Annotated in this window: 21 protein-coding genes; 7 read left to right on the forward strand and 14 right to left on the reverse strand. The window is 57.4% G+C overall.

From position 1 onward, the window contains the following. The first annotated feature begins 16 nt into the window (after nt 1-16). A complete protein-coding gene (locus ACE3MN_RS11265; RefSeq protein ID WP_024357940.1) occupies nt 17-1786 on the forward strand; it encodes an iron ABC transporter permease in 1770 nt (589 codons plus the stop codon). Next, entirely contained in the window at nt 1779-2849 is a 1071-nt protein-coding gene (locus tag ACE3MN_RS11270; protein ID WP_102649705.1) for an ABC transporter ATP-binding protein, read from the forward strand. The genes ACE3MN_RS11265 and ACE3MN_RS11270 overlap by 8 nt, the downstream gene beginning before the upstream one ends. A 57-nt stretch (nt 2850-2906) precedes the next feature. On the opposite strand, the gene ACE3MN_RS11275 is transcribed toward ACE3MN_RS11270, so the two are convergent. The 3 genes from ACE3MN_RS11275 to budA are packed head-to-tail and all read right to left on the reverse strand — an operon-like array spanning nt 2907 to nt 6170. Next, nucleotides 2907-3677 carry a (S)-acetoin forming diacetyl reductase gene (locus ACE3MN_RS11275; RefSeq protein WP_049085106.1) on the reverse strand — a complete coding sequence of 257 codons (771 nt, stop codon included), beginning with the start codon at nt 3675-3677 and terminating at the stop codon, nt 2907-2909. A 23-nt stretch (nt 3678-3700) separates the two neighbouring features. Next, nucleotides 3701-5380: an acetolactate synthase AlsS gene (gene alsS / locus ACE3MN_RS11280; RefSeq protein WP_024357943.1), complete on the reverse strand. Its 1680-nt coding sequence runs from the start codon at nt 5378-5380 to the stop codon at nt 3701-3703. Nucleotides 5381-5390: 10 nt separating this feature from the next. After that, nucleotides 5391-6170 (reverse strand): acetolactate decarboxylase, encoded by a 780-nt coding sequence (gene budA, locus ACE3MN_RS11285; protein ID WP_004119304.1) that lies wholly within the window; start codon nt 6168-6170, stop codon nt 5391-5393. A gap of 106 nt (nt 6171-6276) precedes the next feature. Here budA and ACE3MN_RS11290 point away from each other — a divergent pair, with 106 nt between their 5' ends. Continuing rightward, a complete protein-coding gene (locus ACE3MN_RS11290) occupies nt 6277-7149 on the forward strand; it encodes a LysR family transcriptional regulator (RefSeq protein WP_024357944.1) in 873 nt (290 codons plus the stop codon). 48 nt (nt 7150-7197) lie between these two features. Here ACE3MN_RS11290 and cspF read toward each other — a convergent pair whose 3' ends face one another. Together cspF and ACE3MN_RS11300 are read right to left on the reverse strand one after the other, a co-directional pair. Then, complete coding sequence (gene cspF, locus ACE3MN_RS11295) at nt 7198-7410, reverse strand: cold shock-like protein CspF (protein WP_004136705.1); 213 nt, start codon at nt 7408-7410, stop codon at nt 7198-7200. Nucleotides 7411-7580: 170 nt separating this feature from the next. Then, nucleotides 7581-7751 carry a YnfU family zinc-binding protein gene (locus ACE3MN_RS11300; RefSeq protein ID WP_216356110.1) on the reverse strand — a complete coding sequence of 57 codons (171 nt, stop codon included), beginning with the start codon at nt 7749-7751 and terminating at the stop codon, nt 7581-7583. 467 nt (nt 7752-8218) lie between these two features. On the opposite strand from ACE3MN_RS11300, the gene ACE3MN_RS11305 reads away from it, so the two are divergent. Together ACE3MN_RS11305 and ACE3MN_RS11310 are read left to right on the forward strand one after the other, a co-directional pair. Continuing rightward, on the forward strand, nt 8219-9406 hold the full coding sequence (locus tag ACE3MN_RS11305; protein ID WP_098067566.1) for a PLP-dependent aspartate aminotransferase family protein: 1188 nt from the start codon (nt 8219-8221) through the stop codon (nt 9404-9406). After that, entirely contained in the window at nt 9399-10817 is a 1419-nt protein-coding gene (locus ACE3MN_RS11310; RefSeq protein WP_375364365.1) for a Na+/H+ antiporter NhaC family protein, read from the forward strand. The genes ACE3MN_RS11305 and ACE3MN_RS11310 overlap by 8 nt, the downstream gene beginning before the upstream one ends. 92 nt (nt 10818-10909) lie before the next feature. On the opposite strand, the gene ACE3MN_RS11315 is transcribed toward ACE3MN_RS11310, so the two are convergent. After that, nucleotides 10910-12247 (reverse strand): serine dehydratase subunit alpha family protein, encoded by a 1338-nt coding sequence (locus tag ACE3MN_RS11315; protein WP_375364366.1) that lies wholly within the window; start codon nt 12245-12247, stop codon nt 10910-10912. A gap of 278 nt (nt 12248-12525) precedes the next feature. After that, complete coding sequence (locus ACE3MN_RS11320; RefSeq protein ID WP_098067567.1) at nt 12526-12666, reverse strand: hypothetical protein; 141 nt, start codon at nt 12664-12666, stop codon at nt 12526-12528. A gap of 306 nt (nt 12667-12972) precedes the next feature. Between ACE3MN_RS11320 and ACE3MN_RS11325 the strand changes: the two genes are divergently transcribed. Together ACE3MN_RS11325 and ACE3MN_RS11330 are read left to right on the forward strand one after the other, a co-directional pair. Further along, complete coding sequence (locus ACE3MN_RS11325; protein WP_004136711.1) at nt 12973-13881, forward strand: DUF535 family protein; 909 nt, start codon at nt 12973-12975, stop codon at nt 13879-13881. A 792-nt stretch (nt 13882-14673) separates the two neighbouring features. After that, nucleotides 14674-17079, forward strand: a complete 2406-nt coding sequence (locus tag ACE3MN_RS11330; RefSeq protein WP_049088711.1) for a membrane-bound PQQ-dependent dehydrogenase, glucose/quinate/shikimate family — start codon at nt 14674-14676, stop codon at nt 17077-17079. Between the two features lie 74 nt (nt 17080-17153). Here ACE3MN_RS11330 and ACE3MN_RS11335 read toward each other — a convergent pair whose 3' ends face one another. The 7 genes from ACE3MN_RS11335 to ACE3MN_RS11365 all read right to left on the reverse strand — a co-directional run bounded on the left by ACE3MN_RS11335 (nt 17154) and on the right by ACE3MN_RS11365 (nt 24780). Further along, nucleotides 17154-18119, reverse strand: coding sequence for an ABC transporter ATP-binding protein (locus tag ACE3MN_RS11335; RefSeq protein WP_049103580.1), 966 nt, complete (start codon nt 18117-18119; stop codon nt 17154-17156). Beyond that, nucleotides 18116-19096 (reverse strand): ABC transporter ATP-binding protein, encoded by a 981-nt coding sequence (locus ACE3MN_RS11340; RefSeq protein WP_024357948.1) that lies wholly within the window; start codon nt 19094-19096, stop codon nt 18116-18118. Before ACE3MN_RS11340 ends, ACE3MN_RS11335 begins: the two co-directional genes overlap by 4 nt. After that, nucleotides 19093-20040, reverse strand: a complete 948-nt coding sequence (opp4C, locus tag ACE3MN_RS11345) for an oligopeptide ABC transporter permease (protein ID WP_032711019.1) — start codon at nt 20038-20040, stop codon at nt 19093-19095. The genes ACE3MN_RS11340 and opp4C overlap by 4 nt, the downstream gene beginning before the upstream one ends. Beyond that, nucleotides 20040-20999 carry an ABC transporter permease gene (locus tag ACE3MN_RS11350; RefSeq protein WP_004136715.1) on the reverse strand — a complete coding sequence of 320 codons (960 nt, stop codon included), beginning with the start codon at nt 20997-20999 and terminating at the stop codon, nt 20040-20042. Before ACE3MN_RS11350 ends, opp4C begins: the two co-directional genes overlap by 1 nt. A 42-nt stretch (nt 21000-21041) precedes the next feature. Next, nucleotides 21042-22745: an ABC transporter substrate-binding protein gene (locus tag ACE3MN_RS11355; protein ID WP_375364367.1), complete on the reverse strand. Its 1704-nt coding sequence runs from the start codon at nt 22743-22745 to the stop codon at nt 21042-21044. A 149-nt stretch (nt 22746-22894) separates the two neighbouring features. Then, nucleotides 22895-23941, reverse strand: a complete 1047-nt coding sequence (locus ACE3MN_RS11360; RefSeq protein WP_024357951.1) for a methionine ABC transporter ATP-binding protein — start codon at nt 23939-23941, stop codon at nt 22895-22897. Between the two features lie 62 nt (nt 23942-24003). Continuing rightward, nucleotides 24004-24780 (reverse strand): MetQ/NlpA family ABC transporter substrate-binding protein, encoded by a 777-nt coding sequence (locus tag ACE3MN_RS11365; RefSeq protein ID WP_004136719.1) that lies wholly within the window; start codon nt 24778-24780, stop codon nt 24004-24006.

Consider the following 24780-nt stretch of genomic DNA (forward strand, 5'->3'; position numbering starts at 1 on the left):
TTTAAAGGGATCGCTTATGAATGTCTTACGTCGAAAATGGCAGGGTTTGCCGCGCGGTATCGTCGTCGTGATGACGGCGCTGGCGATTTATGTCCCGCTGTTGTTTATCGTGGTGCAGAGCTTTCTCTCGGCGCCTTTTTTTGCCCGCTCGAAGTCATTCAGCCTCGAAGCCTTCGCGTTTATCTTTAGCGACCCGGATTTTTATCTGGCGCTAAAATCCGGTTTTATTCTCGCCTTCGGTCTGGTGGCGATAGCCATCCCCCTCGGCGGGATCCTCGCTTTTTTAATGGTGCGCACCGATTTACCCGGGCGGCGGTTTATTGAGCCGCTGATTCTGGTGCCGATTTTCGTTTCGCCGATGGTGCTGGGCTTTGGTTACGTGGTGGCGGCCGGACCGGTAGGTTTCTTTTCGCAATGGGCGGAACAGCTGATCGGTTTCGTACCGTGGAATATTTACTCAATGTTCAGCATCGTGGTGATTGCCGGACTGACGCACGTTCCGCATGCCTATCTCTATATCTCTTCCGCCCTGCGCAGCGTCGGGTCGGACGTGGAGGAGGCCGCGCGCACGGTGGGCGCATCGCCGCTGCAGGTGATGACGGCGGTGAGCTTGCCCATGGTGCGACCGTCGATACTCTACGCCTGCGTGCTGCTGTTTTTCCTTGGTCTGGAAGTGTTTGGCCTGATGTTGGTGCTGGGGGACCCGGAGGGCAACATGGTGCTGGCGACCTATCTTTATAAGTTGACCAACAAGCTCGGCACCCCTTCCTATCACCTGATGGCGGCGGTAGCGGTGGTGCTGATCTGCATCACCATTCCGCTGGTAATGCTCCAGCGCCGCCTGATGCGCACTGCCAACCGCTTTGTCACCATGAAGGGGAAAGCGTCCCAGGCCCGCGCGCTGCCGCTGGGGAAATGGCGCTGGGTCGCCGGGATTGTGGTGGTGGCCTGGCTGACGGTCACTATCGGCGTGCCGCTGATCGGCGTGGCGCTGCGGGCCTTTATTTCAAACTGGGGCGTAGGCGTTTCGCTATGGGATGAGCTCTCGCTGGCGACGTTCCGTAGCATCTGGCAGCAGCCGAACCTGCTGCGCGCCATCGTTAACTCCATGGCGATTGGCGTGTTCGGCGGCGCGCTGGCGGTGGTCTGCTATCTGTTCGTGGGCATCGCCATGCACCGTAAACCGGATAACGTCACGCGCTTTCTTGACTACAGCGTGCTGGTACCGCGCGCCGTGCCGGGGCTGCTGGCCGGGCTGGCGTTTCTGTGGGTGTTTCTGTTTCTGCCGATGTGGCTCGATCAGTCGCTGAAAAACGGCTGGCTCTCGGCGCTGCCGGTGGCCGACTGGCTGCGCGAGCACCTGATCGTTCAGCTGCGCGCGCTGCGTAATACTATTTTTAGCGTCTGGCTGGCCTATACCGTGGTGTGGATGGCCTACGGCCTGCGGCTGATCTCCTCGACGCTGCTGCAGGTGGCGCCGGAGCTGGAAGAGGCCGCGCGCAGTACCGGCGCATCGCGCGGGCAGATTACCCGTCACGTCACGGTGCCGCTGTCGCGCTACGGCTTAATCGGCTCATGGCTGCTGATGTTTCTTATCTTCGAGCGCGAATACTCAACCGGGGTTTATCTGCTTTCGCCCGGAACCGAAACGATCGGTTCGATGCTGGTCTCGCTGTGGGCGGCGGGGGCTATCGATATTGTCGCCGCGCTCTCCTTCATCAATATCCTGCTGGTGGTCGTGGGGCTGGGTATCGCGCTGCGCTTTGGAGTGAAATTACATGATTGAATTATCGGTAGAAAACCTGCATCTGACCTACGGCGATAATCCGGTGCTTAAGGGCGTGTCCATGGAACTGAAGCGGGGAGAGGTGGTGTCGCTGCTCGGGCCATCGGGCAGCGGAAAAACCACGCTGCTGCGGGCGGTCGCCGGGCTGGAGAAGCCGACCGGCGGCATTATCACCATTGGAAAATCCCGCGTCTACGACGGCAACCCGCGTAGCGAAATTCCGGCCGAGGAGCGCAACCTGGGGCTGGTGTTTCAGTCCTACGCGCTGTGGCCGCATAAAACAGTGTTTGAAAACGTCGCTTACCCGCTGAAGCTGCGTAAGGTTGCCGCCGCGGAGATCAAGCAGCGGGTCCAGACCGTACTTGAACAGCTGGGGCTGGGGCATCTTGGCAATCGCCATCCGCATCAGCTCTCCGGAGGACAGCAGCAGCGCGTGGCCATCGGCAGGGCGCTGGTTTACAACCCGCCGGTGATCCTGCTGGATGAACCGCTGTCGAATCTGGACGCCAAGCTGCGGGAAGAAGCGCGGGTCTTTTTGCGCGAGCTGATCGTCAAGCTGGGACTGTCGGCGCTGATGGTCACGCACGATCAGAATGAGGCGATGGCGATTTCCGATCGCATTCTGCTGCTTAATAACGGCGTGATCGAGCAGCAGGGCACCCCGCAGGAGATGTACGGCAGCCCGAAAACGCTGTTTGCCGCCGAGTTTATGGGCAGTAATAATCGCCTGCATGGCACCGTTAGCGCGCTGGAGAACGGTCGGGCGCGCATTGAGGGGGCCAGCTGGGCGCTCTGGGGAATGGCGGGGGAAGGGGTCAGCGTGGGGGAAGAGGCGACGGCGGTGATCCGCGTTGAGCGCCTGCGCATCGCTTTAGCGCCTGAAGAGAACATGCTGGCGCTGCCGCTGTTGACCAGCATGTACCTCGGCGACCGCTGGGAGTATCTGTTTCGCACCGAAGGCGATGATTTCGCCATACGCGCCTACGGCAGCGCGCTGCGCGATGCCGAGCGTTGCCATCTGGCGTTGCCCGTCAGCGACCTGTGGATCTTCCCGAAAGGTTGAGATAAAAAAAGCCCCGGCGGTGAAGCCGGGGCAAACCATGTCAGAGCTTATTTATTATTAGTTAAATACCATGCCGCCATCGATCAGCAGCGATTGGCCGGTCATATAGTTGGAGTCTGGACCGGCGAGATAAGAGACGCAGGCCGCGACGTCTTCCGGCTCGGATAGCCGTCCAAGGGTAATGCGTTTGGCGAACTCCTGGGTTCCGTAACCCAGCGGTTTACCCGCCGCTTCGGAAACCTGGCGGTCAATCTCCGCCCACATTGGGGTTTTGACGATCCCCGGGCAGTAGCCGTTAACGGTAATTCCCAGATGCGCCAGATCGCGGGCGGCGGTTTGCGTCAGGCCGCGCACGGCAAACTTACTGGAGCTATAGACCGCCAGCTCCGGGTTACCTACATGGCCCGCCTGGGAGCAGGCGTTGATGATTTTGCCGCCGTGGCCCTCTTGTTTAAACGCCTCGACCGCGGCCTGGATGCCCCAGATAACGCCTTTGACGTTGATATTGTAGACTTTATCGATCACGTCCTCGCGAATCTCCTCGATTGGCGTGGAGGGCGCAACCCCGGCGTTGTTGACGATCACGTCAAAACCGCCGAGGCCCTTGCGCGCCTGTTCGACGGCGGCAAAAACCTGATCGCGTTGAGACACATCCACCTTCACCGCCAGCGCCCGGCCGCCGCTGCGGTTAATTTCATCAGCGACCGCCTGTGCGGTGGCGTCGTTATAATCGGCGATAGCCACGGCAAAACCATCTTTCACCAGGCGAAGGGCGATAGCTTTACCGATACCCTGGCCCGCGCCGGTGACGAGTGCGACTTTTTTCATTGATAGATTCCTTCTGTAGTGACTCAAAGTATTTGACTGAGATGGAGCTGGCCCATCAGCAGCGGGTTATCGCGGTAATCCACGGGGATGGCCACGACGGCGGGGCCGTCAACGTCCATCGCCGCCCGCAGCGTCGGCTCAAGGGCTTCGGCGCTCTCTACCGCAAACCCTTTGGCGCCGAAGGCTTCGGCATAGACTTTAAAATCCACCGGGCCGAACTCAACGCCGGAGAGCCGCTGGTATTTTTTCTCCTCCTGAATCGCCACCATGTTGTAGCCGTTATCGACCCAGATGATATGCAGGACGTTCGCTTTCAGCCGTACGGCGGTCTCCAGCTCCATGCTGGACTGCAGGAAACCGCCGTCGCCGGAAACGGAAACCACTTTGCGCTGCGGATTGACCAGCCAGGCGCCAATCGCCCACGGCAGCGCCACCCCCATGGTCTGTTGACCGTTGGAAATCATCACCTGACGGGCGCGGAAGCTGTAGAGATAGCGGGCGATCCAGATATGAAAGCTCCCCATATCGACGGTCAGGGTGACATCGCTATTGACGATGTCCTGCATGGCGCGAACGATGCGCAGCGGATGCAGCGCGAACTGGTTCAGCTGAGCGCCGCGGCGGTTGAGGAGCTCCCGCTGATGCTGGCGGTCGACCAGGATCTCGGCGGCCTGCGGCGACAGCACCAGCTGGTGGTCGATGCGCTGAGACAGTTTGTTCAGGGTGGCGGCGATATTGCCGACCAGCTCGACGTCCGGGGTATAGTTACGCTCTTCGTAAGCGGGCAGCACGTCGATATGCACCAGCGTGGCGTTACCGTTATTCCACATGGCCGGTTCGTACTCCACCGGGCTATAGCCGATGCAGATGACCAGGTCGGCGAGATGCAGGAGTCGATCCCCTGCCTGGTTGTTGAACAGCCCAACCCGCCCGGCGAAGCGGGTAAAGTGGTCCTGATTGACCGCGCCGGCGGCCTGATAGGTACTGGTTACCGGGATATGGCTTTTTTTCAGTAATTCGCGCAGCGCCGCGCTGTTTTCCGTCTGGCTGGCCATCAGGCCGAGCAGAAATATCGGATTTTTCGCGCCGGCAATCATCTTCGCGACTCGCGCAATGGCTTCGTCCGGCGCCGCGCCGGTCTGCGGCGCATCGCCGGCGGGCAGAACCCTGGCGTGGACCGGCCCGTCGACCACGTCCTGCGGCAGGCTGACGAAGGCGCTGCCGGGGCGTCCCTGCTCGGCTGCGCGAAACGCGTTGGAGACAACCTCCGCCAGCGCTTCCGGCGCGGTGACTTCCACCGAGTATTTGGTCACCGGGCTAAACATCGCCACCGTATCCATACTCTGATGCACCTGTTTGGCCTTATCGGCGCGTTTTACCGCGCCGCCCAGCGCCACCACCGGGTCGCCCTCGCTATTGGCCGTTGCCATCCCGGTAATCAGGTTAGAGCAGCCCGGTCCGGACGTGACCAGCGCGACGCCCGCTTTGCCGGTGATGCGGCCAACCGCGGCGGCCATAAAGGCGGCGTTGGCTTCGTGGCGCACCGGGATAATGCGAATGGAGGAGTCGAGCAGCGAATCGAAGACTTTATCGATTTTGGCCCCCGGAATGCCGAACACCTGGCGTACTCCCTGGGCCTCAAGCTGGCTGACGATGAGGTCGGCGCCGTGCGCCCACTGGCGCGGTTGATGTTGATTATCCACGAGAATCTCCTTAGTTTTCGACTGAGCGAATGGCGGCATCAAGATTGTCTGGATGCAGATCCGCCTGCAGGAAGGCGCTATCGGCAGGAAGGTCAATCATCAATTTGTGGATCTCGCCAAAGGTCAGCACGCCGTGGTCGAGCTGATAATCGAGCAGATGGCCGCCGCCCTGGCGGTCATCGGTGATGAAGTGTTCGTGGTAGCCGGCCACGTTAATGCCCTGCATATGCTGCGGCGTTCTGAACCCAACCAGGACCCCCTCGCGCTGGTTGAAGCGAAAAACCGGCTGGTCGTCGAGTACGTCGGTCATCGCCCGGTAGGGCGGCGTCTGGCGCGGTACCGTGCGGGTATGGGCGTGGCGAAAATGGCCGTTAATACGCAGGGCGCAGAACAGATTGTCCGACGGGATTTGCTGGTCGATGATGTCGTGCAGCTGTTCGCGGCTGACCGGTTTATCGAACGTTTTGCGATACTGCGGCTGAAACCAGGTCATCACCGCGAACGGCGTACGCTGTTCCATACGGGCTTTGCGGGCGCTGCCGTCGGCGCGCAGCTGGTAAACTTCGCTGCTAAACGCGATCAGCTCGCCGTCCAGTTCATTAAAGGTCCCGAGGCCGAAATCACCGTGGGTGAGCAAATCGGCGATGGTCGTATTACCTTCATAAACGCCGCTAAGCAGCGCGCTCATCAGAGAGGTCTGGTAGATGACGCTATCGGGATGTTGCGCGGAAAATCCTCGTAGAGTTTCACACAGGCTCTCTTCACAAGAGCATTCAGCAGAATGGTTCATTGCCCACTTCCTCGTTCAACGAATATCAGAAAGGTTAAATAAATGTTGACCCGATTCAGCTCACAGTTCCAATATAGAATCTATGATTGTTTGAGACGTTTTCGATATGGAACTTCGTTATCTGCGCTACTTCGTCGCCGTCGCCGAGGCGCGGCACTTCACTAAAGCGGCAAAAGAACTTGGCATCTCCCAGCCCCCGCTAAGCCAGCAAATTCAAAGGCTTGAAAGAGAAATTGGCACACCGCTTTTCCGCCGTTTAACGCGGGGCGTCGAGCTGACGGAAGCGGGGGAGTCGTTCTATGAGGATGCCTGCCAGATTCTGGCGTTAAGCGACGCGGCGCTGGAAAAAACCAAGGGAATTGCCCGCGGGCTGAACGGTCGCCTCTCGCTGGGCATTACCAGCTCCGACGCTTTTCATCCGCAAATCTTTAGCCTGTTACAGCAATTTCAGCAAAGTTACCCGGGGGTGACGTTACATCAGGTCGAGGGCAATATGGCGACGCTGATGGGGGCGCTTGGCGAAGCGGAGCTGGATATTGCTTTTGTGCGCCTGCCCTGTGAGAGCAGTAAAGCGTTCAATCTGCGGATTATCGATCAAGAACCGATGGTGATTGCCCTGGCGCGTTCGCACCCGCTATCGTCCCACCGCGAGCTGACGCTGGAGCAGTTGACGGACGTGGCGCCGATTCTTTTCCCGCGTGAAGTGGCTCCCGGACTCTACGAACTGGTGTATAACAGCTATCTGCGCGCCGGTATTGATATGCAAAGCGCCTATCAGTCATCGCAAATTTCATCGTCATTGAGCATGGTGGAGGCCGGATTCGGCTTTGCGCTGGTGCCGCAGTCGATGACCTGCATCACGCTGCCCAACGTGAGCTATCATCCGCTGATGGGGACGCCGCTGAAAACCGATATCGCTATCGCCTGGCGGCGCTACGAGCGCTCGCGCACGGTGAAGCGTTTTTTGGCCATGTTTTAACCGGCGGGGTGACGACGACAGGAAATATTTAACGCTTTTTAAAACTGTTTAAGAAAGGTAGACGTTGGCGGCGGTTGGGCCTCGCAGTCCGTTGACTCGACGAAATTCGACGCGGATTCCGGGGCTAATTGTGGTTGGTTCGCCGGGCGATAATGCGGAAATATGAACCTGAACGTCTTTACGACCATCGGAGGGGATTATCAGGCCTTTGCCTGTTTTATTATCAAACGCTTTGACAATACCTGTCATTTTTTGGAACAAATAAATACCTTTTAAATATGAAAACCGGCACGACTATACCGTAAGCGCGCGGGAAGTCTATTCAAATCAAAATAAAACCCGCGCAGGCGGGCTTTTTTTGCCAAATGAGTTCGGCGCTGGCTGATTATTGCGCAATCACGCGCGGCAATCGGCATCTGGCAAGGGAATAATTATGCAGCGGATCGTGATGAGGACTGAAAGAGTTTATGGCAGTAGGGGCAAATGAGTTGCGCACCTTTTTGGACTCGGCTGAAGCTGTGTTCTGAGTCCTGAGAGCAGTTAGGGCAGGAGCATTTAACGAGATAATTACGGCGAGTTTTAGCGTCTTTGCGTTCTGACATATGATATTTCCTGATTTAAGAGTGTATGACCATACAGCATTTCGCGGCAAATAGCTCTAACTCATTCTGGGCAGCCAGCGGCGCGGGTGACGAGCGGAAGAGCGCGCAAACGCAGGCCTGGCCAGGTGCGCAAGAGAGGAATTTTCCCCTATTTTTTGTGATTACCATCACCCTCTAAAATTAAATCGTTTTATATCAATGCATTAAAAGATACGAACTTTGGTTGCCAGAGAACGTTTTTCTCCATTTTTCCCTGATTAGAGGGAAAATAGGCAAAATTTTCTTTCCCGCCTGATATATATTTTAACGGTAGTCGGGCAACGCAAATCATGCTGTTAATGATGCGCTAGTCATATTTTTTAGGCTATTAAACGGAGTTTTGGCGGTTGTTTTATTCGCCAGCTGCGCTGACCATGACAATAAGAGCTCATGACATTTTATATCTGATAATAATTTGAGTGTACCCTATGAAAACCAGAACTAAAGATATTGCTACCCTGGCGGTTCATGCTGGAAATCAATCCGATCCGGTAACCCATGCTATATTTACCCCGATCGTCACGGCCAGCTCATTTATTCAACCTAATCTGTATGAAGGTGGCGATTTTTGTTATTCCCGGGTCTCTAATCCAACGCGTAAAGCTTATGAATCGGCTCTCGCCGAACTGGAAGGCGGCATTTACGCCACCGCCACCGCCTCGGGAATGGCGGCGACCAATATCGTTATGGAGCTCTTACCCAAAGACGCCCATATTATCGCGATGAAAGGCGTCTACGGCGGAACCTGGCGGCTGTTTGAAAAATTAAAAACGCATACCACCGGCGTCACGATTTCTTATATCGATCTGAATGATGAGCAATGCCTGATAAACACTATTCAGGAAAATACGGCGTTAATCTGGATTGAAACGCCGACGAATCCCTTACTGGAACTGGTCGATATTGCGAAGATTTGTCGTATTGCCAAAGAACGCGCTATTACTACCTGCGTCGATAATACCTTTGCCAGCGCCTGGAACCATAAGCCGCTTGAAATGGGTGCGGATATGGTCATGCTCTCTACCAGTAAATATGTCGGCGGGCATTCAGATTTAATTGGCGGCGCGGTGATCACTAATAATGAAGCGCTGGCGTCCCGTCTTGATTTCATTAAAACCACACTCGGCTCTATTGCTTCGCCATTCGATGCCTATCTTGCCCTGCGCGGCATGAAAACGCTGGATCTGCGCATGGCGCGTCAGTGCGGCAATGCGCTACGGGTAGCGCAATATCTGGAAAATCATCCGGCGATAGCCAGCGTCTACTACCCGGGCCTGCCGTCGCACCCGCAGCATCAGCTTTGCAGGCAGCAAATGCGTTCGGGCGGCGCGGTGGTGACCGCGACGCTGAAGGGAGATATCCAGAGCCTGAAACGCTTTATTGGCGGTCTGCACTATTTTGTGCTGGCGGAATCGCTGGGCGGAGTGGAGAGCATGATCAACCATTCGGCTTCCATGTCCCACGGGGCGATGTCAAAAGAGGAGCGGGAAGCCATCGGGGTTTACGACACGACGCTGCGTTTCTCCGTCGGCATCGAACATATCGATGATTTGCTGCAAGACCTGGAGAGCGCTTTCGCCGCTATGGACATCACACAGGATAATCATCATGCATGACTACGGTATCTGGACGATTATTACCCCGCTGGTCACGATTATTCTGGCGATCCTGACCCGCCAGGTGATCCTCTCGCTGCTGACCGGTATTTTTGTCGGCTACGCGGTGATTAACCACAGTATTATTCAGGGGATTGGCGGCACCCTGAACGGGATTATCGAAACCTTCGCCTCCGCCGGTAACGCGCGAACGATTGTGTTTATGGTGATGATCGGCGGCATTATGCGGCTGATCGTGGTGACCGGCGGGGTGCGTAAACTGGTGCAGTTTCTCTCGGAAAAAAACGATTTTGTCACCAATAAAAAATCGGTACAGCTGCTGGCGATGCTGGTGACCTCGTTGATTTTTATCGAGAGCTCGATAAACCAGCTGATCGCCGGCGCTTCGACAAAAAACCTGGCCCGGCGCTATAAAGTCTCGCCGGAAAAGATGTCCTATATTATCCAGACCTCCTGCGTATCGGTCTGCTCGTCGGTGATGATCAACGGCTGGGGGGCGGCGATGATGGGCGTTATCGGGGTGCAGATTGCGCAGGGTTACCTGACCGGCGAGCCTTTTGAAGTCCTGGCAAGCTCGATGATCTGGAACACGATGGCCTGGTTTTCATTAGCCTCGGTGCTGTTTTATATTCTCTCCGGCTGCAGCTGGGGGCCGATGAAAAAGGCGGAGCTAAAGTTTGAAACCGCGCTGATGGAAATCGAGCAAGAGCAGGGGGCAGACGAAGCGGACCCGGTTATCGATCACCCGGCCTGTCACTCGCTGCTCAACTTCTTTATTCCGATTCTTTCCACCGTCTTAATAGTTCCGGTGGTGCTATATATCACCGGCGATGGACAGTTCTCCAAAGGCAGCGGTTCGATGTCGGTCTACTCCGGCGTCATGTTTGGTACCGTCGTCTCTTTTATCTGGTTCCGCGCGCGCGGTATTCTGAACGTTGAGAACTTTTTCAAAGAGCTGTATATCGGCTACGCCAGCATGGTGAAAATTAGCTCAATCATGATCCTGGCTTTCCTGATGGGGCATATTTCAGCGGAACTGAATACCGGGCAGTATATCGCTTCCATTACCTCCGGCGTGATCCCCTCCGGATTCTCGATCGGCTTTATCTTTCTGATTGCTGCGGTCATGTCGCTGGCGACGGGCACCTCATGGGGAACCTTCGCCATTATGATCCCGATCGGCGTTCAGCTGGGGGTCTCATTAGGCATCGATCCGCACTTTATGATTGGCGCCGCGATTTCCGGCTCAATTTTTGGCGATATGACGTCCCCGATCTCCAGCGATGCTATCGTCGCCTCGATGGCGACCAACTGCGACCATATTGAGCATATTCGTACCCAAATGCCCTATGCCCTGGTGACGGGGAGCCTGGCGCTCATGGTTTATTTAATCGTCGGTTTTACTCTTTAATTCATAGGGTTAAGAACGGGTTACGCCTAAAGTTATTGCTCCAAAAAATGCGCCGCGGTAAATAACGCCAGTGTAGAATATTTCACCCCGCGTTATGCTTCGTTCCCGGCGCTTACCGCCTGATAACGCTTGTGCGCCATAATTTCGATGATTTGCCGGTCGGTGTGCTGCATGGCCCGCCCGGCAATGGCGCAAAGATTAGCAATCGAGTTTTCCACATCGCGATCGACGATGCCGTCGTTGCCGGAAACGACGGAGTTATCCAGCGCCAGCAGAATCGCTTTCCAGGCGGAAGAGATGCTGGTGGAGACCTTCATGGCGCAGCTGCCGGAAGCGCCATCGCAAATGATGCCGCTGACGTCGCCGATCATGTTGTTGATCGCCATGGCGATGGTGTCAAAGCTGCCGTTCATTAACCAGATAATCCCCGCCGCCGCGCCCATCCCGGCGGTGGTGGTGGCGCACAGGGCCGACAGGCGCGGGAGTTTACAATGGATATAGATGGCGACCAGGTGCGAGAGCGCCAGCGCGCGGGCCAGCTGCTGCCGGCTGGCGTTAAGACGTTCGGCGGCCACCACCACCGGCATGGTCGCCGTAATGCCCTGGTTGCCGGAACCGGAGTTAGTCATCGCCGGTAGCGATGCGCCGCCCATCCGGGCATCCGACGCGGCGCTGGTGCGGTAGAGGATCTCGGTAAACATATCGTCGGAAACCAGCCCGTTGTCGACCTGGCGCTTCAGCGTCGGGCCGATATGCAAACCCCACTCCTTAACCAGGCCCTTCTTTGACAGGGCGTCGTTCATCGCGCCCGCCTCGAGAATAAACGCGATCTCGTGCGGCGGAACCTCGCAAACGAAATCATAGATATCGCGCAGTGAGCTGCGGGCAACCAGCGTCAGCGGGTCGACGCCACGATCGCTGGCCGCGCTTTCGTGCTTGATAAACAGGGAGTGGCCCATTTTTTCAATGGCCACGACGTTGGTGTGGTCGCCGATGATGGTCACCGTCGCGTGCTCATCCCCCGCGTAGACCTTAGCGCGAACGTACAGAATCTCATCGCAGGGCTCCTGCAGTACCACGCGCACGGCGCCGGCCTCAAGCAGCGCCCTGGCGGCTTCCATTTCCCGCCGGGTGGCTCTCTTCAGCACCTCGAGCTTCGCCTGCGGATCGCCGGCGATGGCGCCGAGGGCCGCGGCGATAGGCAGGCCGGTCATTCCCGTCCCCGGGATAGTCACGCCCATGCCGTTTTTCATTAAATTCGGCGAAACCGCCGCTTCAATACGCACCACCGCGCCGGAGAGCTGCCGCGCGGCCACGGCGCAGGCGAGGGCGACGGAGACCGGTTCGGTACAGCCCAGCGCGGATTTGACTTCCTGTTTCAGGGCGTGAATAAAGGCGTTCCATTGAGCATGATTTTCCCGGTATGACATGACTGAGCCTCTGGGTCGGTACAGAAAAATGTCCGTCGAGCGAAGGCGTCCTTTCCCGACGTGGATTTACGCCTGCGGGCCGAGGGAGGGCAGTATGGCCGACAGGGACGATAGTCAGAATATTACCGCACCCGGCAGAGAAAAAAGTTGCAGGTTAAATTTGTAAAATGGCGTATCCGGAGAAAAATTTTCTTTGAAAGACGCGCTGAAGACGCTTTTAAGACCGACGGGGGGCGGCGAGGTGGGCAAAAAAACCGGCAGGATTGCCGGTTTAGCGGTTAGATCTTACAGGCGTCGCCGCAGTCATCATCGGCAACAATGGCCTGCGCTTTTTTATCGGCATCTTCAAGACGTTCAGCGTTGCGCTCTTGCGCTTCTTCCAGTCCGTTAAAGACCAGGTTATCGAGATCAATTTCCATGCGTTACCCACTTAAGTTCAGTTTTGACCGTGAGCAAGTATAGGCAAAACGGCTGGGGGATGCACCCGGCGCGCGCGCCGGCAGCACAGAGCGGTAAGTGCGGGTAGGTTCTGTTAAAGCAGGAAATAGCCGGCAACCTACCAATAATAATAGTTGAAAGACTATTTCAGAATCTGGCGGCGCTTATTTTAGCGCTGAGCAAATTATTTATTAAACGAATCGACAACGACCGGTAAGTTAAACATTGACTTGTATAAACTATGCTAATATTGGCGGGCTTATGGATGTATCTATGGATTATGGTCAATGGCTTCGACAACCGCAGTAGCCGCTATCAAAGAATGGCGGAAAAATAATAAATTTATTTGTCACGTTAAACTCAACTATAAAAAGGCATTGCGTAAATGCCGCGAGATATCGCTAATCGGAGGGAAATATAAGGAATATCAGACATTATGTGAAAACTACGCTTGCGCGAAATTAACCGGCGCAACCGAGGGGCTGGTTAACTTTGAAGATAAACCCTTCAAAGCCTATTTAAATAAAAAAATGTCAAAAAGAGCGAAACTCAATATTGCTCATGGCGCATTGAATTTTATAGAGAAAACCTTCCGTCCCGAGGCGTTGCCGCAGCTGTACGATATGGCGGCGTTCGGTCGTTCATTAATCGCTATTCCGCTGAAAAACGGTACCTGTATTGATGTGAAGCTTCTGGCATCGCCTTTTCAGGAGGAGGGGGAGCTGATGCTGTTAATGTTCCTCGGCGATAGGCGCGTCTACAGTATCTGTTTTTCCTGTACCGCAGATGGTCAGGCGTGGATTGGCGGGATCCAGGGGGGGAAAGACATTGATAATGAAGAAGTGAAGGCGCTGACCAAAGAGCTTTACGGCATCCGCCCTAAAAACTTAATTATCACGCTGCTGTACGGCTTTTTGTCGCATTTCAATATCAAGGAGATCTATGCGATTGACAGCCATTATCATGTTAAAAGTGAGAGAGTAAAAACCAGTTATTCTGAGCTTTGGCTGGAAATTGGCGGCGAGAAGCATCGTCGCGGCTGGTATAAATTACCGCCGAGCGAGATAAAGAAAAGCCTGGAAGAGGTTAAAAGCAAGCACCGCAGCCAGTTTATCAAGCGAGAAGGCTTGAAAGAGCTGGCACAGCTGGATCTTGCCGCCGCGCTACGCGATATTTGCGTCAAGCGTAACGGCTAATTACCCTCGCTGCGTATTTGCCGGCGGGCGGGGGCTGCCCACCGGCAATATCGGGGTAAACCTGCGCTGATGGACAATAATTTCATAACAGGAAAGCTGAGAAACCTTAAAGCAATGGGCATAGTTAAGAGAGATAAGGCCAATTGTAGAGATCTCCTGGGGGCGCAGATAATATGACGATAAAAACGCAGCTGGCTATTCATGCCAAAAATGAAAGGGTCCGTTTCAGCATTACTGACGCGTCCGTCGTTGTTGCGATTTAAAGACATGCTGCCTCTGAATATTGATGCATCCAGTCAGCGAATCGCCATTCGGCGTTTTAAATAACCGTTGCGCCGTACGGCACCGCGAGCCGTTGCTGTTGCGCTGATTCAACAGTCCCCGTTTCCGGAGGCGGGTTTTCACCAGCGCCATCGTTCAGGGTTTCGGTATTCAGCGAGAGATCGTTTTGCGATGGAGGCTGGGTTAGCTGGGTTTTACTCGCTCGCCATCGCAGGCACGGCTGATATCTCCGGCGCCAGGGAGGCTGAACGTCGGGCGCCGCGCGGCCCTGCGGCAGTTGTTATAGCCTGGTATCCGCGCAACTTACTTTTATAAATTAAAAAATTTTAAACATTTCATGCGTGATAGTTTTACATTATTTTTACAAATGAATATAATTCCTTACGTTCTTCGCTCTGTCCGGGAGCGTCCAACCAACATGATATGTGGTCTGTGCTCTTATCTGTTCGATAAGGCGCTATTTATATTAGATGTTTTGGTTTTTTCGACTGAAGTCGTATGGAATGAACTATGGACGAACGACAAGGTAGCGGGAGAGGGGTTTTCTTCACCGTTTACCGATTACTTTTTGTATTACTCAGCTTTGGCATTGGACTCTTTTTCACTCTTTGGGGGGGCAAACTCCTCTCTCTCGGCGGCAGCGCCTGGTACCTGTTAGCCGGTCTCGCTTATCTGCTCATCGCCGTCGGTTATCTCATCCGCAGCCGCTATGTCCTGCCTTTTGCCATTCTGACTTTCCTGTTGACCCTTTGCTGGGCGCTGTATGAAGTGCAGTTCAGCTACTGGGGCCTGATCCCGCGGCTGGTGGTTCCCGCGCTGATGCTGATGCTGGCCCTGTGGCTGGCGGCGACGCTGCCGATGCGGCCTGCGCGGCGGCGCTACGCCAACTGGAGCGCCTCGGCGATTTTCCTCGTGCTGCTGGCGACCCTGGTATCGGCGTTTTACCCGCACGGCGCCATTCATAACGGCGTAGTCAACGCGAGCGGCGACGCAACGCCGACCCTCGCGTCGAAAAGCGATAACTGGGCGTTTTTCGGTCGCGATGCCTCCGGCACCCGTTTTGCGCCGTACGATGAGATTACCCCGCAAAACGTCAAAAATCTGAAAGTCGCCTGGACGTACCACACCGGCCGCCGTCTTACCGGCGCCGGCATTGGCGTCGATGAAAATACCCCGCTACAAATTGGCGACACGCTCTACTCCTGTACGCCGCTGAACGTTGTCACCGCGCTGGATGCGGATACCGGTAAAGCGCGCTGGCGTTTTGACCCGCACGCAGGTACCGCCGAACACGTCACCTGCCGCGGCGTTGGCTATTACGATGTACAAAGCGATGATTCGCTGAGCGCGGAAGAGAAGGCCAGCCCGGCGCTGCTGCAGTGCCCGCAGCGTATCCTGGTGTCGACCGTCGACGCCCGGTTGATCGCCCTGAACGCCAAAACCGGTGAACCGTGCGACGACTTCGGCGATCACGGTAGCGTCGATCTGAAGCAGGGGATGGACAATACCGAAAACAGCAAACGCTACCACCCGACCTCGACGCCGGTGATTATGGGGCATATTGCGGTCCTCGGCGGCTGGGTGCGCGATATCGTGCACGGCGAACCTTCCGGCGTGGTACGGGCGTTTGACGTACGAAACGGAAACGTGGTGTGGGCGTGGGACGTCGGCCAGCCAGAAAACGTTACCGACCCGGTAAAAGGCCGCGTCTACACCCTTGAAACGCCGAACGTCTGGACGGTGCCGGGCTTTGATAAAGAGCTGAACCTGATTTATCTGCCGACCGGTAACGGTCCGCCGGACTACTGGGGCGGCGATCGCAACGCGGCCAAAGAGAAATACGGTTCTTCCGTGGTGGCGGTGGACGCCAGCACCGGCGAGACGAAGTGGGTCTTCCAGACCGTGCATCATGATATCTGGGATTACGACCTGCCGTCGCAGCCGGTGCTGTTCCATATGAAAAATGAGCGGGGCGAAGAGGTTCCGGTCCTGATCCAGACCACCAAAACCGGGCAAATCTACGTGCTTGACCGGCGCACCGGTAAGCCGGTGACCCGGGTAGAAGAACGGCCCGTCGCCCACGACGGCGCGGAAGGCGAACACCTCTCCGCCACCCAACCGTTCTCCACCGGTATGCCGCAGCTGGGCGTCGAGCCGCTCACCGAGAAATCCATGTGGGGCGTGACGCCGTTCGATCAGCTGATGTGCCGTATCGATTTCAAAGAATCGACGTATCTGGGGATGTACACGCCGCCGTCAGAGAAGCCGTATATCGAATGGCCGAGCCTGCTGGGCGGCATGAACTGGGGCGGCATCACTATCGATGAGCGTACAGGAACGCTGTTCGTCAACGATATGCGTATGCCGCTGAGAATGTCGCTGGTGCGTAAAGAGGACATGGCGAAATATAAAGTCTCCACCGACGAGGTGCCGGGCTTTATGGGGACCGTGCGTCCGCAAATCGCCGGGCCATACGGCGGCGTGCGGATCGATATTTTGCAGTCGGCGCTGGGCGTCCCCTGTAATACCCCGCCGTTTGGCACCATGAGCGCCATCGATCTCAATACCCGTCAATTGATGTGGCAGGTACCGATGGGATCGGTGGAGGATACCGGGCCGCTGGGGCTGAAAACGCATATGCATATCCCGCTGGGGATGCCGACGCTGGGCGGCCCGACGTCAACCGCATCCGGCCTGGTGTTCTTCGCCGGAACCCAGGATAACTACCTGCGCGCGCTGGATTCCGCCACCGGTAAAGAGCTGTGGCGCGCCCGTCTGCCGGTAGGCGCCGTGGCGGCGCCGCTGATCTATAAATCACCGAAAACCGGTAAAGAGTACGTGGTGATCTCCGCCGGGGGCGCCAGCCACTCGCCGGACGTGGGCGATGATATTATCGCCTTCGCGCTGGAGGAGTAATTAACCCCGATTTGCGCTTACGAAGCAGCCGCCCCTTGTGGGCGGCTTTTTTATGGTCTGAAGCCTGGCCGACGCTAAACCGCATGGCAGGCGACGCGGTGGCCGTCGGCGACCTCCCTTAATAGCGGGATCTCGCGCCGGCAGCGGTCGCTGGCCTGCGGACAGCGGGAGGAAAAGCGGCAGCCGGCGGGCGGCCTCGACGGATCGGGTATTTCACCTTGCACCACCGCCAGCGGCTCGCTGTCCGGGTCGAGGGTCGGGACCGCCGCCAGCAGCGCCTGCGTATACGGATGCAAAGGTCGGCTGAATAGCGCATCGCGACCGGCGGTCTCCACCAGCTGGCCGAGGTACATCACCGCCACGTCATCGCACAGATGCTCTACCACGCCGAGGTCGTGGGAGATAAACAAAAACGTCACCCCGTGGTCGTCGCGCAGATCGGAAAACAGATTAATAATCTGCGCCTGAATCGATACATCGAGGGCCGAAATGGGCTCATCGGCAATAATAAAATCCGGGTTTAAGATCAGCGCCCGGGCAATGCCGATGCGCTGGCGCTGGCCGCCGGAAAACTCGTGCGGAAAGCGGTGGTAGTGCTGCGGCGCAAGACCGCAGATGCGCATGACGTCAATGGTTTTGTCATACAGCTCCTCCCGGCGACACAGCTTGTGCTCCAGCATCGCTTCACCGATGGCGTCACCGATGCGGATCCGCGGGTTTAACGAACTGTAGGGATCCTGAAACACCAGCTGGATTTTCGGGCGCAGCGCGCGCATTGCCCGCGGTGACAGTTCCGAAAGCTCCTGACCGCGAAACTTGACGCTACCGGCGGTCTTCTCATACAGCCCCAGCAGCGTACGGCCAACGGTGGTTTTCCCGCTGCCGGATTCGCCCACCAGGCCAAAAATCGTGCCCCGGCGAATCTTAAAGCTCACGCCATCCACCGCCCGCAGTTCGCCGGTCTGTTGACCGAATAGCCCATCGCGCAGCGGGAAGTGCTTTTTCAGCCCATCCACTTCAATTATGTATTCATGACTCATACCACGGACTCCGCGAGTTCACTGTAAAAGCAGGCCGCCTGTTGGGTTTGACCCACCAGTGGCGGAACGCCCTGGCGGCAGCGTACGGTCGCGTTGGCGCAGCGTTCGGCGAAGGCGCACCCGACGGGCAGGGCGGCGAGGTCCGGTACCTGACCGGGGATTGAGTAGAGGCGTCGCCGCCGCTCCCCCGGCACAGGGCGCGAGGCGATTAGCCCCTGGGTATAGGGATGCTGGGGGTTGCGCAGAATGTCGGCAGTCGCGCCCTGCTCGACAATACGCCCGGCGTACATCACCACCACGTGTTCGGCCATCTGCGCGATAACCCCGAGATCGTGAGTAATCAGCATCATCGCCATCCGGTTGGCCCGCGCCTGGTCGCGCAGCAGGCGCAGGATCTGCGCCTGCACGGTGACGTCCAGCGCGGTCGTCGGCTCATCGGCAATCAGCAGCTTCGGCTGGCAGCTCAGCGCCATGGCGATCATCACCCGCTGCAGCATGCCGCCGGAAAGCTGGTGTGGATAGCTGGCCATCAGGCTATCCGCGCGCGCCAGTCCGACATCAGCCAGAAGCTGGATAGCGTGCTGCCATGCGAGCTTCGGCGACTCGCCGCGGTGGCGAATAAGCGGCTCGCACAGCTGCTCGCCGACGGTCAGTACCGGATTAAGTGCGCTCATCGGTTCCTGAAAAATCATCGCCAGCTGATTGCCGCGCAGGTCGGCCATGCGGGCCTTATTCAGCCGCAGCAGGTCCTGTCCCGCGAAAAGGATCTCCCCGCCGTCAATGCGCGCCGCCTGCGGCGGCAGCAGGCCCATTAACGACAGGGCGGTGACGCTTTTACCGCAGCCGGATTCGCCAACCACGCCGACGGTCTGCCCGGCGCGGATAGTGAACGACACCTCCTGCACCGCGCGTACCCGGCCTTTGTCGGCGGCAAACGAGACCGAAAGCTGATTAAACGTAATTAACGGGCGACTCATTTCAGCCTCTGTTTCATTTTGGGATCCATCGCGTCGCGCAGGCCGTCGCCCAGCACGTTGATGGCAATAACGGTGATAAAAATGGCGATCCCCGGCGGCATCCACAGCCAGGGACGGCGCTGAAAGTCGATCAGGCTGTTGGCGGCGTCCATCATATTGCCCCACGATGGCGTCGGCGGCACCACGCCAAGCCCGAGGTAGCTAAGCGCCGACTCGCTGAGGATGGCGTTAGCCACCGCCATGGTCGCCATCACCACCAGAATCGGTACCGTATTCGGCAGCAGATGACCAAACAGGCGGCGTCGCGCCGACAGCCCCAGTACCTGGGTCGCCAGCATAAAGTCGCGCTCGCGCAGGGAGAGGCACTGTCCGCGCACCAGCCGCGCCAGCTTCGGCCACTCCAGCAGGCTCAGCATAATCACCACCATATAGATGCGTGAGTCCGGCGAGAAATCGAGTTCGGAGAGCATCGCGCCCGCGACAATCAGCAGCGGCAGGCCGGGGATGGTCATCACCAGGTCGGCAAAACGCATGATGAGTTTATCGGTCAGGCCGCCGGCGTAGCCCGACAGCGCGCCGAGCAGATAGCCAAGGGCCACCGACAGCAGCATGGTCAGCAGGCCAATAATCAGTGAAATGCGCCCGGCCAGCAGCAGGCGGGTATAGATATCGCGACCGAGAAAGTCGGTGCCCAGCCAGTGCGCCGCGCCGGGCGGCTTGTTGATCATCAGGGCGTCGGTGGCGTCGTCTTGCCACGGCGACCACAGTGGTCCCAGGACGCACCAGAGGGCCATAATCGTCAGCAGCAGCAGGCACAGCATCGCCAGCCGGTTGCGGCGCAGCGCCCGCCAGGCCTGACGCCAGGGGGACGGGGTCACCTGGGCCAGCGCCGGGATTTCCGCCTTGCGCAGGCGTCGGTTGGAAGAGAACAGAGAGCTAAGCATCATGACCTCACGCGAATGCGCGGGTCGGCCCACGCGTAGAGCACATCGGCAATCAGGTTGCCAAGAATGGTGAGCACCGCCAGAAACAGGGTGAAGCCCATTAATACCGGGTAGTCGCGGGCGGCCAGCGAATCGATGTGAATATGCCCGGCTCCCGGCCAGTTAAACACTTTTTCGGTGATGATCGCCCCGGAGAACAGTCCCGGAAGCTCGAAGCCGAGCAGGGTGATGATCGGCAGCAGGGCGTTACGCAGGGCGTGCTTGAGGATAACCGTGCGTTCACGCAGCCCTTTGGCGCGGGCGGTGCGGATAAAATCCATTTTCACCACCTCGAGCATGCTGGCGCGAAAATAGCGGGTCAGGCTGCCCGCCTGAAGCATCACCAGCGCCAGTACCGGCAGCGCCAGATGGGCGGCGACCTGCAGCACATACTCCCAGCCGCTGTCGTCGCTGCCGGTATTGGTCATGCCGCCCACCGGCAGCCAGTGCAGATCGACGGCGAACCATTTGATCAGCAGCAGGCAGAGGAAAAAGGTCGGGAACGACATGGCGGCGAAAACCGCGACGCTCACCAGATGATCGAACGCAGAATTGGGCTTCAGCGCCGAGATCACGCCCACCGTCAGGCCAATTCCCCAGTAGAACACTAGCGCCACGCTGGCCAGCAGGAAGGAGTTCCATATGTACTGGTTGAGCAACTGACTGACCGGGATCTGGTACTGCAGCGAGAACCCCAGATCGCCGCGCAGCAGCTGGCCGAGCCAATGGAGATAGCGGGTGAGCAGCGGCTGATCCAGGCCGTAAATGGCTTTCAGTTCGGCGGCGCGAGCGGCGGTGAGGGTGATATTGCCATCGATAAAATCGCCCGGCGTTTTGGCAAACAGCATAAAAATGATAAAGGAGGCCAGCAGCAGCATCGGCAGCGTTTGCAGCAGCCGTCTCAGGATGAAATTTCTCATGACATTCTCACGTCAGCCGCCGGGAGGCCCGGCGGCTCAGGATTACTTAACGATTTTGACATCCGGCAGGCTGCCGGTCAGGCCGTTGTAGATATCCGGTTTGAAGCCGCTAACCCGGGCGCTGCTCGCCGAGAGAATTTCGCGGTAGCCGAGAAGGATCACCGGCGGGTCCTGCGCCAGCACCTGATACAGCTGGTGGTAGATAGGCTTACGTTTTTCCACATCGAGCACCGAGTTGCCTTCGGTTATCAGCTTATCAACCTGCGGATTGTTATAGCCGGACTCTTTCGCTTCCGCGCTGTAAAAATCCCAGACGCCATCGTGCGGGTCGTTAAGGGTGCTGGTGCTGAACGACGCCAGGTCGTAATTACCCGATTTACGCTGCGCCATCAGGGCGTTGAAATCGACCACCTGCGGTTTTAACAGCACGCCAATCTGTTGCCAGTTCTCTTTGGCGATGGGGATTAGCGCATCGTTGAGCACTTTTTTGCTGACCAGCAGGGTTAACTCGAGGCGTTTGCCCTCTTTAACGCGGATACCGTCAGCGCCCGGTTTCCAGCCGGCTTCGTCAAGCAGCTTTTTCGCCTGCGCCGGGTCGTAGTGATACGGGTTAACCCCGTCGGCGTTGTAAGCCCAGGAGATCGGCGCGATAGGCTCAATCGCCACTTTACCGTAGCCCTGGTAGACCACATCGATCAGCTTCTGGCGGTCAAGGCCGTAAATGAGCGCCTGGCGTACCTTGACGTCCTGTAAGGCCGGGCGGCGGACGTTAAATTCCACCTGGCTGTAGTCGCTGGAGCCGTAGAGGTTGATATTGGCAAAGCCGAGCATTTTTAGCTGTTCGATATCGTCAGGACGCGAGGTAAAGGCGTCGTAGTCGGTTTCGCCCGTCTGGAAGAGCTGGAAATTGGTCGACGGGTTGGTCACGCGATAGATAAAGCGCGGAGTCGGCGGGGTTCCGCGATAAAAATGGCTGTTAGCGTGGAAACGAATCTCCTGGCCGGGGATGTATTTGTCGTAAACGTAAGGACCGTTGCCCAGCGGTTTGCCGTGCAGGGTGCGCAGATAATCGAGATTGCCGCGCTGGTAGCCTTTGCCGTAATAGGCTTTGGAGAGGACCGGGCCGCCAATTTTTGCCAGCGTCGTCGCGCCCGGTTGGGTGGTGGTTACCTGGAGCGTTAAGGGGTCAACCACTTTCAGGCCGCTGACGCTATCGGCTTTGCCCGCCTTGTAGTCCGCGCCGCCGGCGATATTGGCGAGCGTAATATCGGTATCGCCATCGTATTTCGGGTCCAGCAGCACGGTGAGGGTAAAGGCGACATCCTCGGCGGTCAGCGGCGAACCGTCGCTAAAGGTCAGATTGGGACGCAGCTTGATGGTGTAGACCTTGTTATCCGGACTGACCGTCCAGCTTTCGGCGAGGCCCGGCACCAGCTTGCCGTGGCTGTCCCAGTCGATCAGGCGCGAGAAAATGACGTTGGTGACGTTCTCATCCCAGCCGTTGACGAAGAAGTAGGGGTTAAAAATACCCTGCGGCTCGGAGATGCCGGCCACGACGGTATCTTTGCGCAGCTTCGCGGCCGCGGGGATCTGGCTGGCATCGCTGGCCGGGGGGATCCCTTCTTTTAAAATGTCGTCGGCGATGGCGACAGAAGAAAATGCCACCGCGCCGCCGAGCAACGCTATCTTCAGAGCAAGCGCGAACCGCGTTTGTTTGGTTTGTAACCCGTGCAGTAGTCTGGACAAAAGTGCTCCCTCATCAATTGATTGCGTAGAGTATTTACAAATCATGACGAAAGATAAGAGGCGCACCGCGGCCTGTCTAACAACGAAAGGCTATGGCTTATAGCAATTTAGCATTAGCCATAATTTGGCATTAATCTGCCATTTTTGTGCTAAGCGTCAGCATTCTCTGCTGCCGTATCGCCGGAAAGGGTTAAGCGGTCCGCCACCCAGCCGGCATGCTGCTGTAAATGAGGATTTGCCAGCGGCTTCGCCAGGCGTATCCGCAGCTGCCCAATCACCCGTCCCTGAATCTGCTCGCAACTGCCGTATAACAGGCGGGCATCGGCGCCCAGCAGCGCGGCGATGCGCTGTAAATCCGGTTCCTGCCCGCTGCTGCCGTCAAAATGCAGCGTGACCAACTGCTGGTTTTCGCTCAGCGAGAGTCGTTCTTCCGCGCGGTCATGATGGAGCGTGCCGAGCAGGCTTCGCGTGACAGCATGTCCGGGATGACCAAATACTCGCCACACTTCGCCCTGTTCGATAATTTCTCCGTGCTCAAGCACCGCGACCCGGTCGCAGAGGGTGCGAATAACGTCCATCTCATGGGTGATCAGCACGATGGTCAAACCAAGGCGCTGGTTGATCTCTTTAAGCAGTTTCAGCACCGCATGGGTATTTTCCGGGTCGAGGGCCGATGTGGCTTCGTCGCACAGCAGGATCTCCGGCTGCGTGACCAGCGCGCGGGCGATACCGGTACGTTGCTTCTGGCCGCCGGAAAGCTTGGCCGGCCAGCTGTCGCGCAGGGCGCTGAGGCCGACCAGCGCCAGGATCTCATCAACCCGTTTCTGCCTTTCCGCGCGCGGTACGCCGGCCATTTTCAGCGGCAGCTCAACGTTCTGCGCCACCGTTTTGGTCGCCATTAAATTAAAGTGCTGAAAGATCATCGCGACCCGCCGGCGCAGGTCGCGCAGCTGGCTGCGGGAGTAGTGCCGCGTATGTTCGCCGTGAATGGTAATCTCACCGCTGTCGGCGTTTTCCAGACGGTTGAACAGGCGCAGCAGGGTTGATTTTCCGGCGCCGCTGCGGCCAATAATGCCGAAGATTTCTCCCTGAGCTATCTGCAGATTAATATCCCGCAGCGCCTGCACGCCGTTGGGGTAGGCTTTACTTATCTGGCTCAACTGAATATGCGTTGTGGGGTTGGGTTTTTGCGTCACGATGGCGGCTCTGTTAACGAAATTAAGCGGCAGCCCGCAGGCTGCCGATGAACATCCGGCGATTAAAAACCGGGCAGGATTTTGCCTTTATAGCGGGTGAGAATGAAGCTGCGCACGCGGTCTGAGTTCAGGGCTTTCGCCAGCTTCTGAATGCCGGGATCGTTGATGTTGTCGGGACGCGCCACCAGATACTCGACGTAAAGATCGCTACCTTTTTCCACCAGCAGCGCCTTATCGGTATCAATTCCAGCCTCCAGCGCATAGTTGGCGAAGATAAATGCCAGATCGACCTGATTCACCGCCCGCGCCAGCATCGCGCCTTCCAGCTCGCGAATTTTAAAACGGTGCGGATTGGCGGTGATATCTTTGGTCGCCGACTGCGGATCGCGCGGATTTTTCAGGGTAATCAACCCGGCATTGCTGAGCATCACCAGCGCGCGCCCGGTATTCACCGGATCGTTCGGGATGGCAACGGTGGCGCCATCCGGTACCTCTTTGATAGTTTTATATTTGCTCGAATAAGCGCCAAACGGTTCAATATGCACGCCGACCACCGGCAGCAGATGGGTGTGGCGGGTCTGGTTGTAGTTATCGAGGAAAGGGCGGTACTGGTAGTAGTTGGCGTCCAGATTTTTCTCCGCCAGCTGCTGGTTGGGCTGGATAAAGTCGTTGAAGACTTTAATTTTCAAATCGACCCCCTGTTTCGCCAGCTCGGGCTTAACGAACTCCAGAATTTCGGCATGGGGGACCGGCGTCGCGCCCACGGTCAGCGTCTCGTTGGCGCTGGCGGATAAAGCGAAGAGGGCCAGGAGCCCGGCTGCGAGTGTTGTTTTTTTCAT

This window comes from Klebsiella grimontii, from assembly GCF_042137965.1.
GTDB classification, from domain to species: domain Bacteria; phylum Pseudomonadota; class Gammaproteobacteria; order Enterobacterales; family Enterobacteriaceae; genus Klebsiella; species Klebsiella grimontii.

Coding starts and splice junctions, on each gene's coding strand:
- ACE3MN_RS11265 (WP_024357940.1), top strand. CDS start 17: ATGAATGTCTTACGTCGAAAATGGCAGGGTTTGCCGCGCGGTATCGTC.
- ACE3MN_RS11270 (WP_102649705.1), top strand. CDS start 1,779: ATGATTGAATTATCGGTAGAAAACCTGCATCTGACCTACGGCGATAAT.
- ACE3MN_RS11275 (WP_049085106.1), bottom strand. CDS start 3,677: ATGAAAAAAGTCGCACTCGTCACCGGCGCGGGCCAGGGTATCGGTAAA.
- budA (WP_004119304.1), bottom strand. CDS start 6,170: ATGAACCATTCTGCTGAATGCTCTTGTGAAGAGAGCCTGTGTGAAACT.
- ACE3MN_RS11290 (WP_024357944.1), top strand. CDS start 6,277: ATGGAACTTCGTTATCTGCGCTACTTCGTCGCCGTCGCCGAGGCGCGG.
- ACE3MN_RS11300 (WP_216356110.1), bottom strand. CDS start 7,751: ATGTCAGAACGCAAAGACGCTAAAACTCGCCGTAATTATCTCGTTAAA.
- ACE3MN_RS11305 (WP_098067566.1), top strand. CDS start 8,219: ATGAAAACCAGAACTAAAGATATTGCTACCCTGGCGGTTCATGCTGGA.
- ACE3MN_RS11310 (WP_375364365.1), top strand. CDS start 9,399: ATGCATGACTACGGTATCTGGACGATTATTACCCCGCTGGTCACGATT.
- ACE3MN_RS11315 (WP_375364366.1), bottom strand. CDS start 12,247: ATGTCATACCGGGAAAATCATGCTCAATGGAACGCCTTTATTCACGCC.
- ACE3MN_RS11320 (WP_098067567.1), bottom strand. CDS start 12,666: ATGGAAATTGATCTCGATAACCTGGTCTTTAACGGACTGGAAGAAGCG.
- ACE3MN_RS11325 (WP_004136711.1), top strand. CDS start 12,973: ATGGCTTCGACAACCGCAGTAGCCGCTATCAAAGAATGGCGGAAAAAT.
- ACE3MN_RS11330 (WP_049088711.1), top strand. CDS start 14,674: ATGGACGAACGACAAGGTAGCGGGAGAGGGGTTTTCTTCACCGTTTAC.
- ACE3MN_RS11335 (WP_049103580.1), bottom strand. CDS start 18,119: ATGAGTCATGAATACATAATTGAAGTGGATGGGCTGAAAAAGCACTTC.
- ACE3MN_RS11340 (WP_024357948.1), bottom strand. CDS start 19,096: ATGAGTCGCCCGTTAATTACGTTTAATCAGCTTTCGGTCTCGTTTGCC.
- opp4C (WP_032711019.1), bottom strand. CDS start 20,040: ATGCTTAGCTCTCTGTTCTCTTCCAACCGACGCCTGCGCAAGGCGGAA.
- ACE3MN_RS11350 (WP_004136715.1), bottom strand. CDS start 20,999: ATGAGAAATTTCATCCTGAGACGGCTGCTGCAAACGCTGCCGATGCTG.
- ACE3MN_RS11365 (WP_004136719.1), bottom strand. CDS start 24,780: ATGAAAAAAACAACACTCGCAGCCGGGCTCCTGGCCCTCTTCGCTTTA.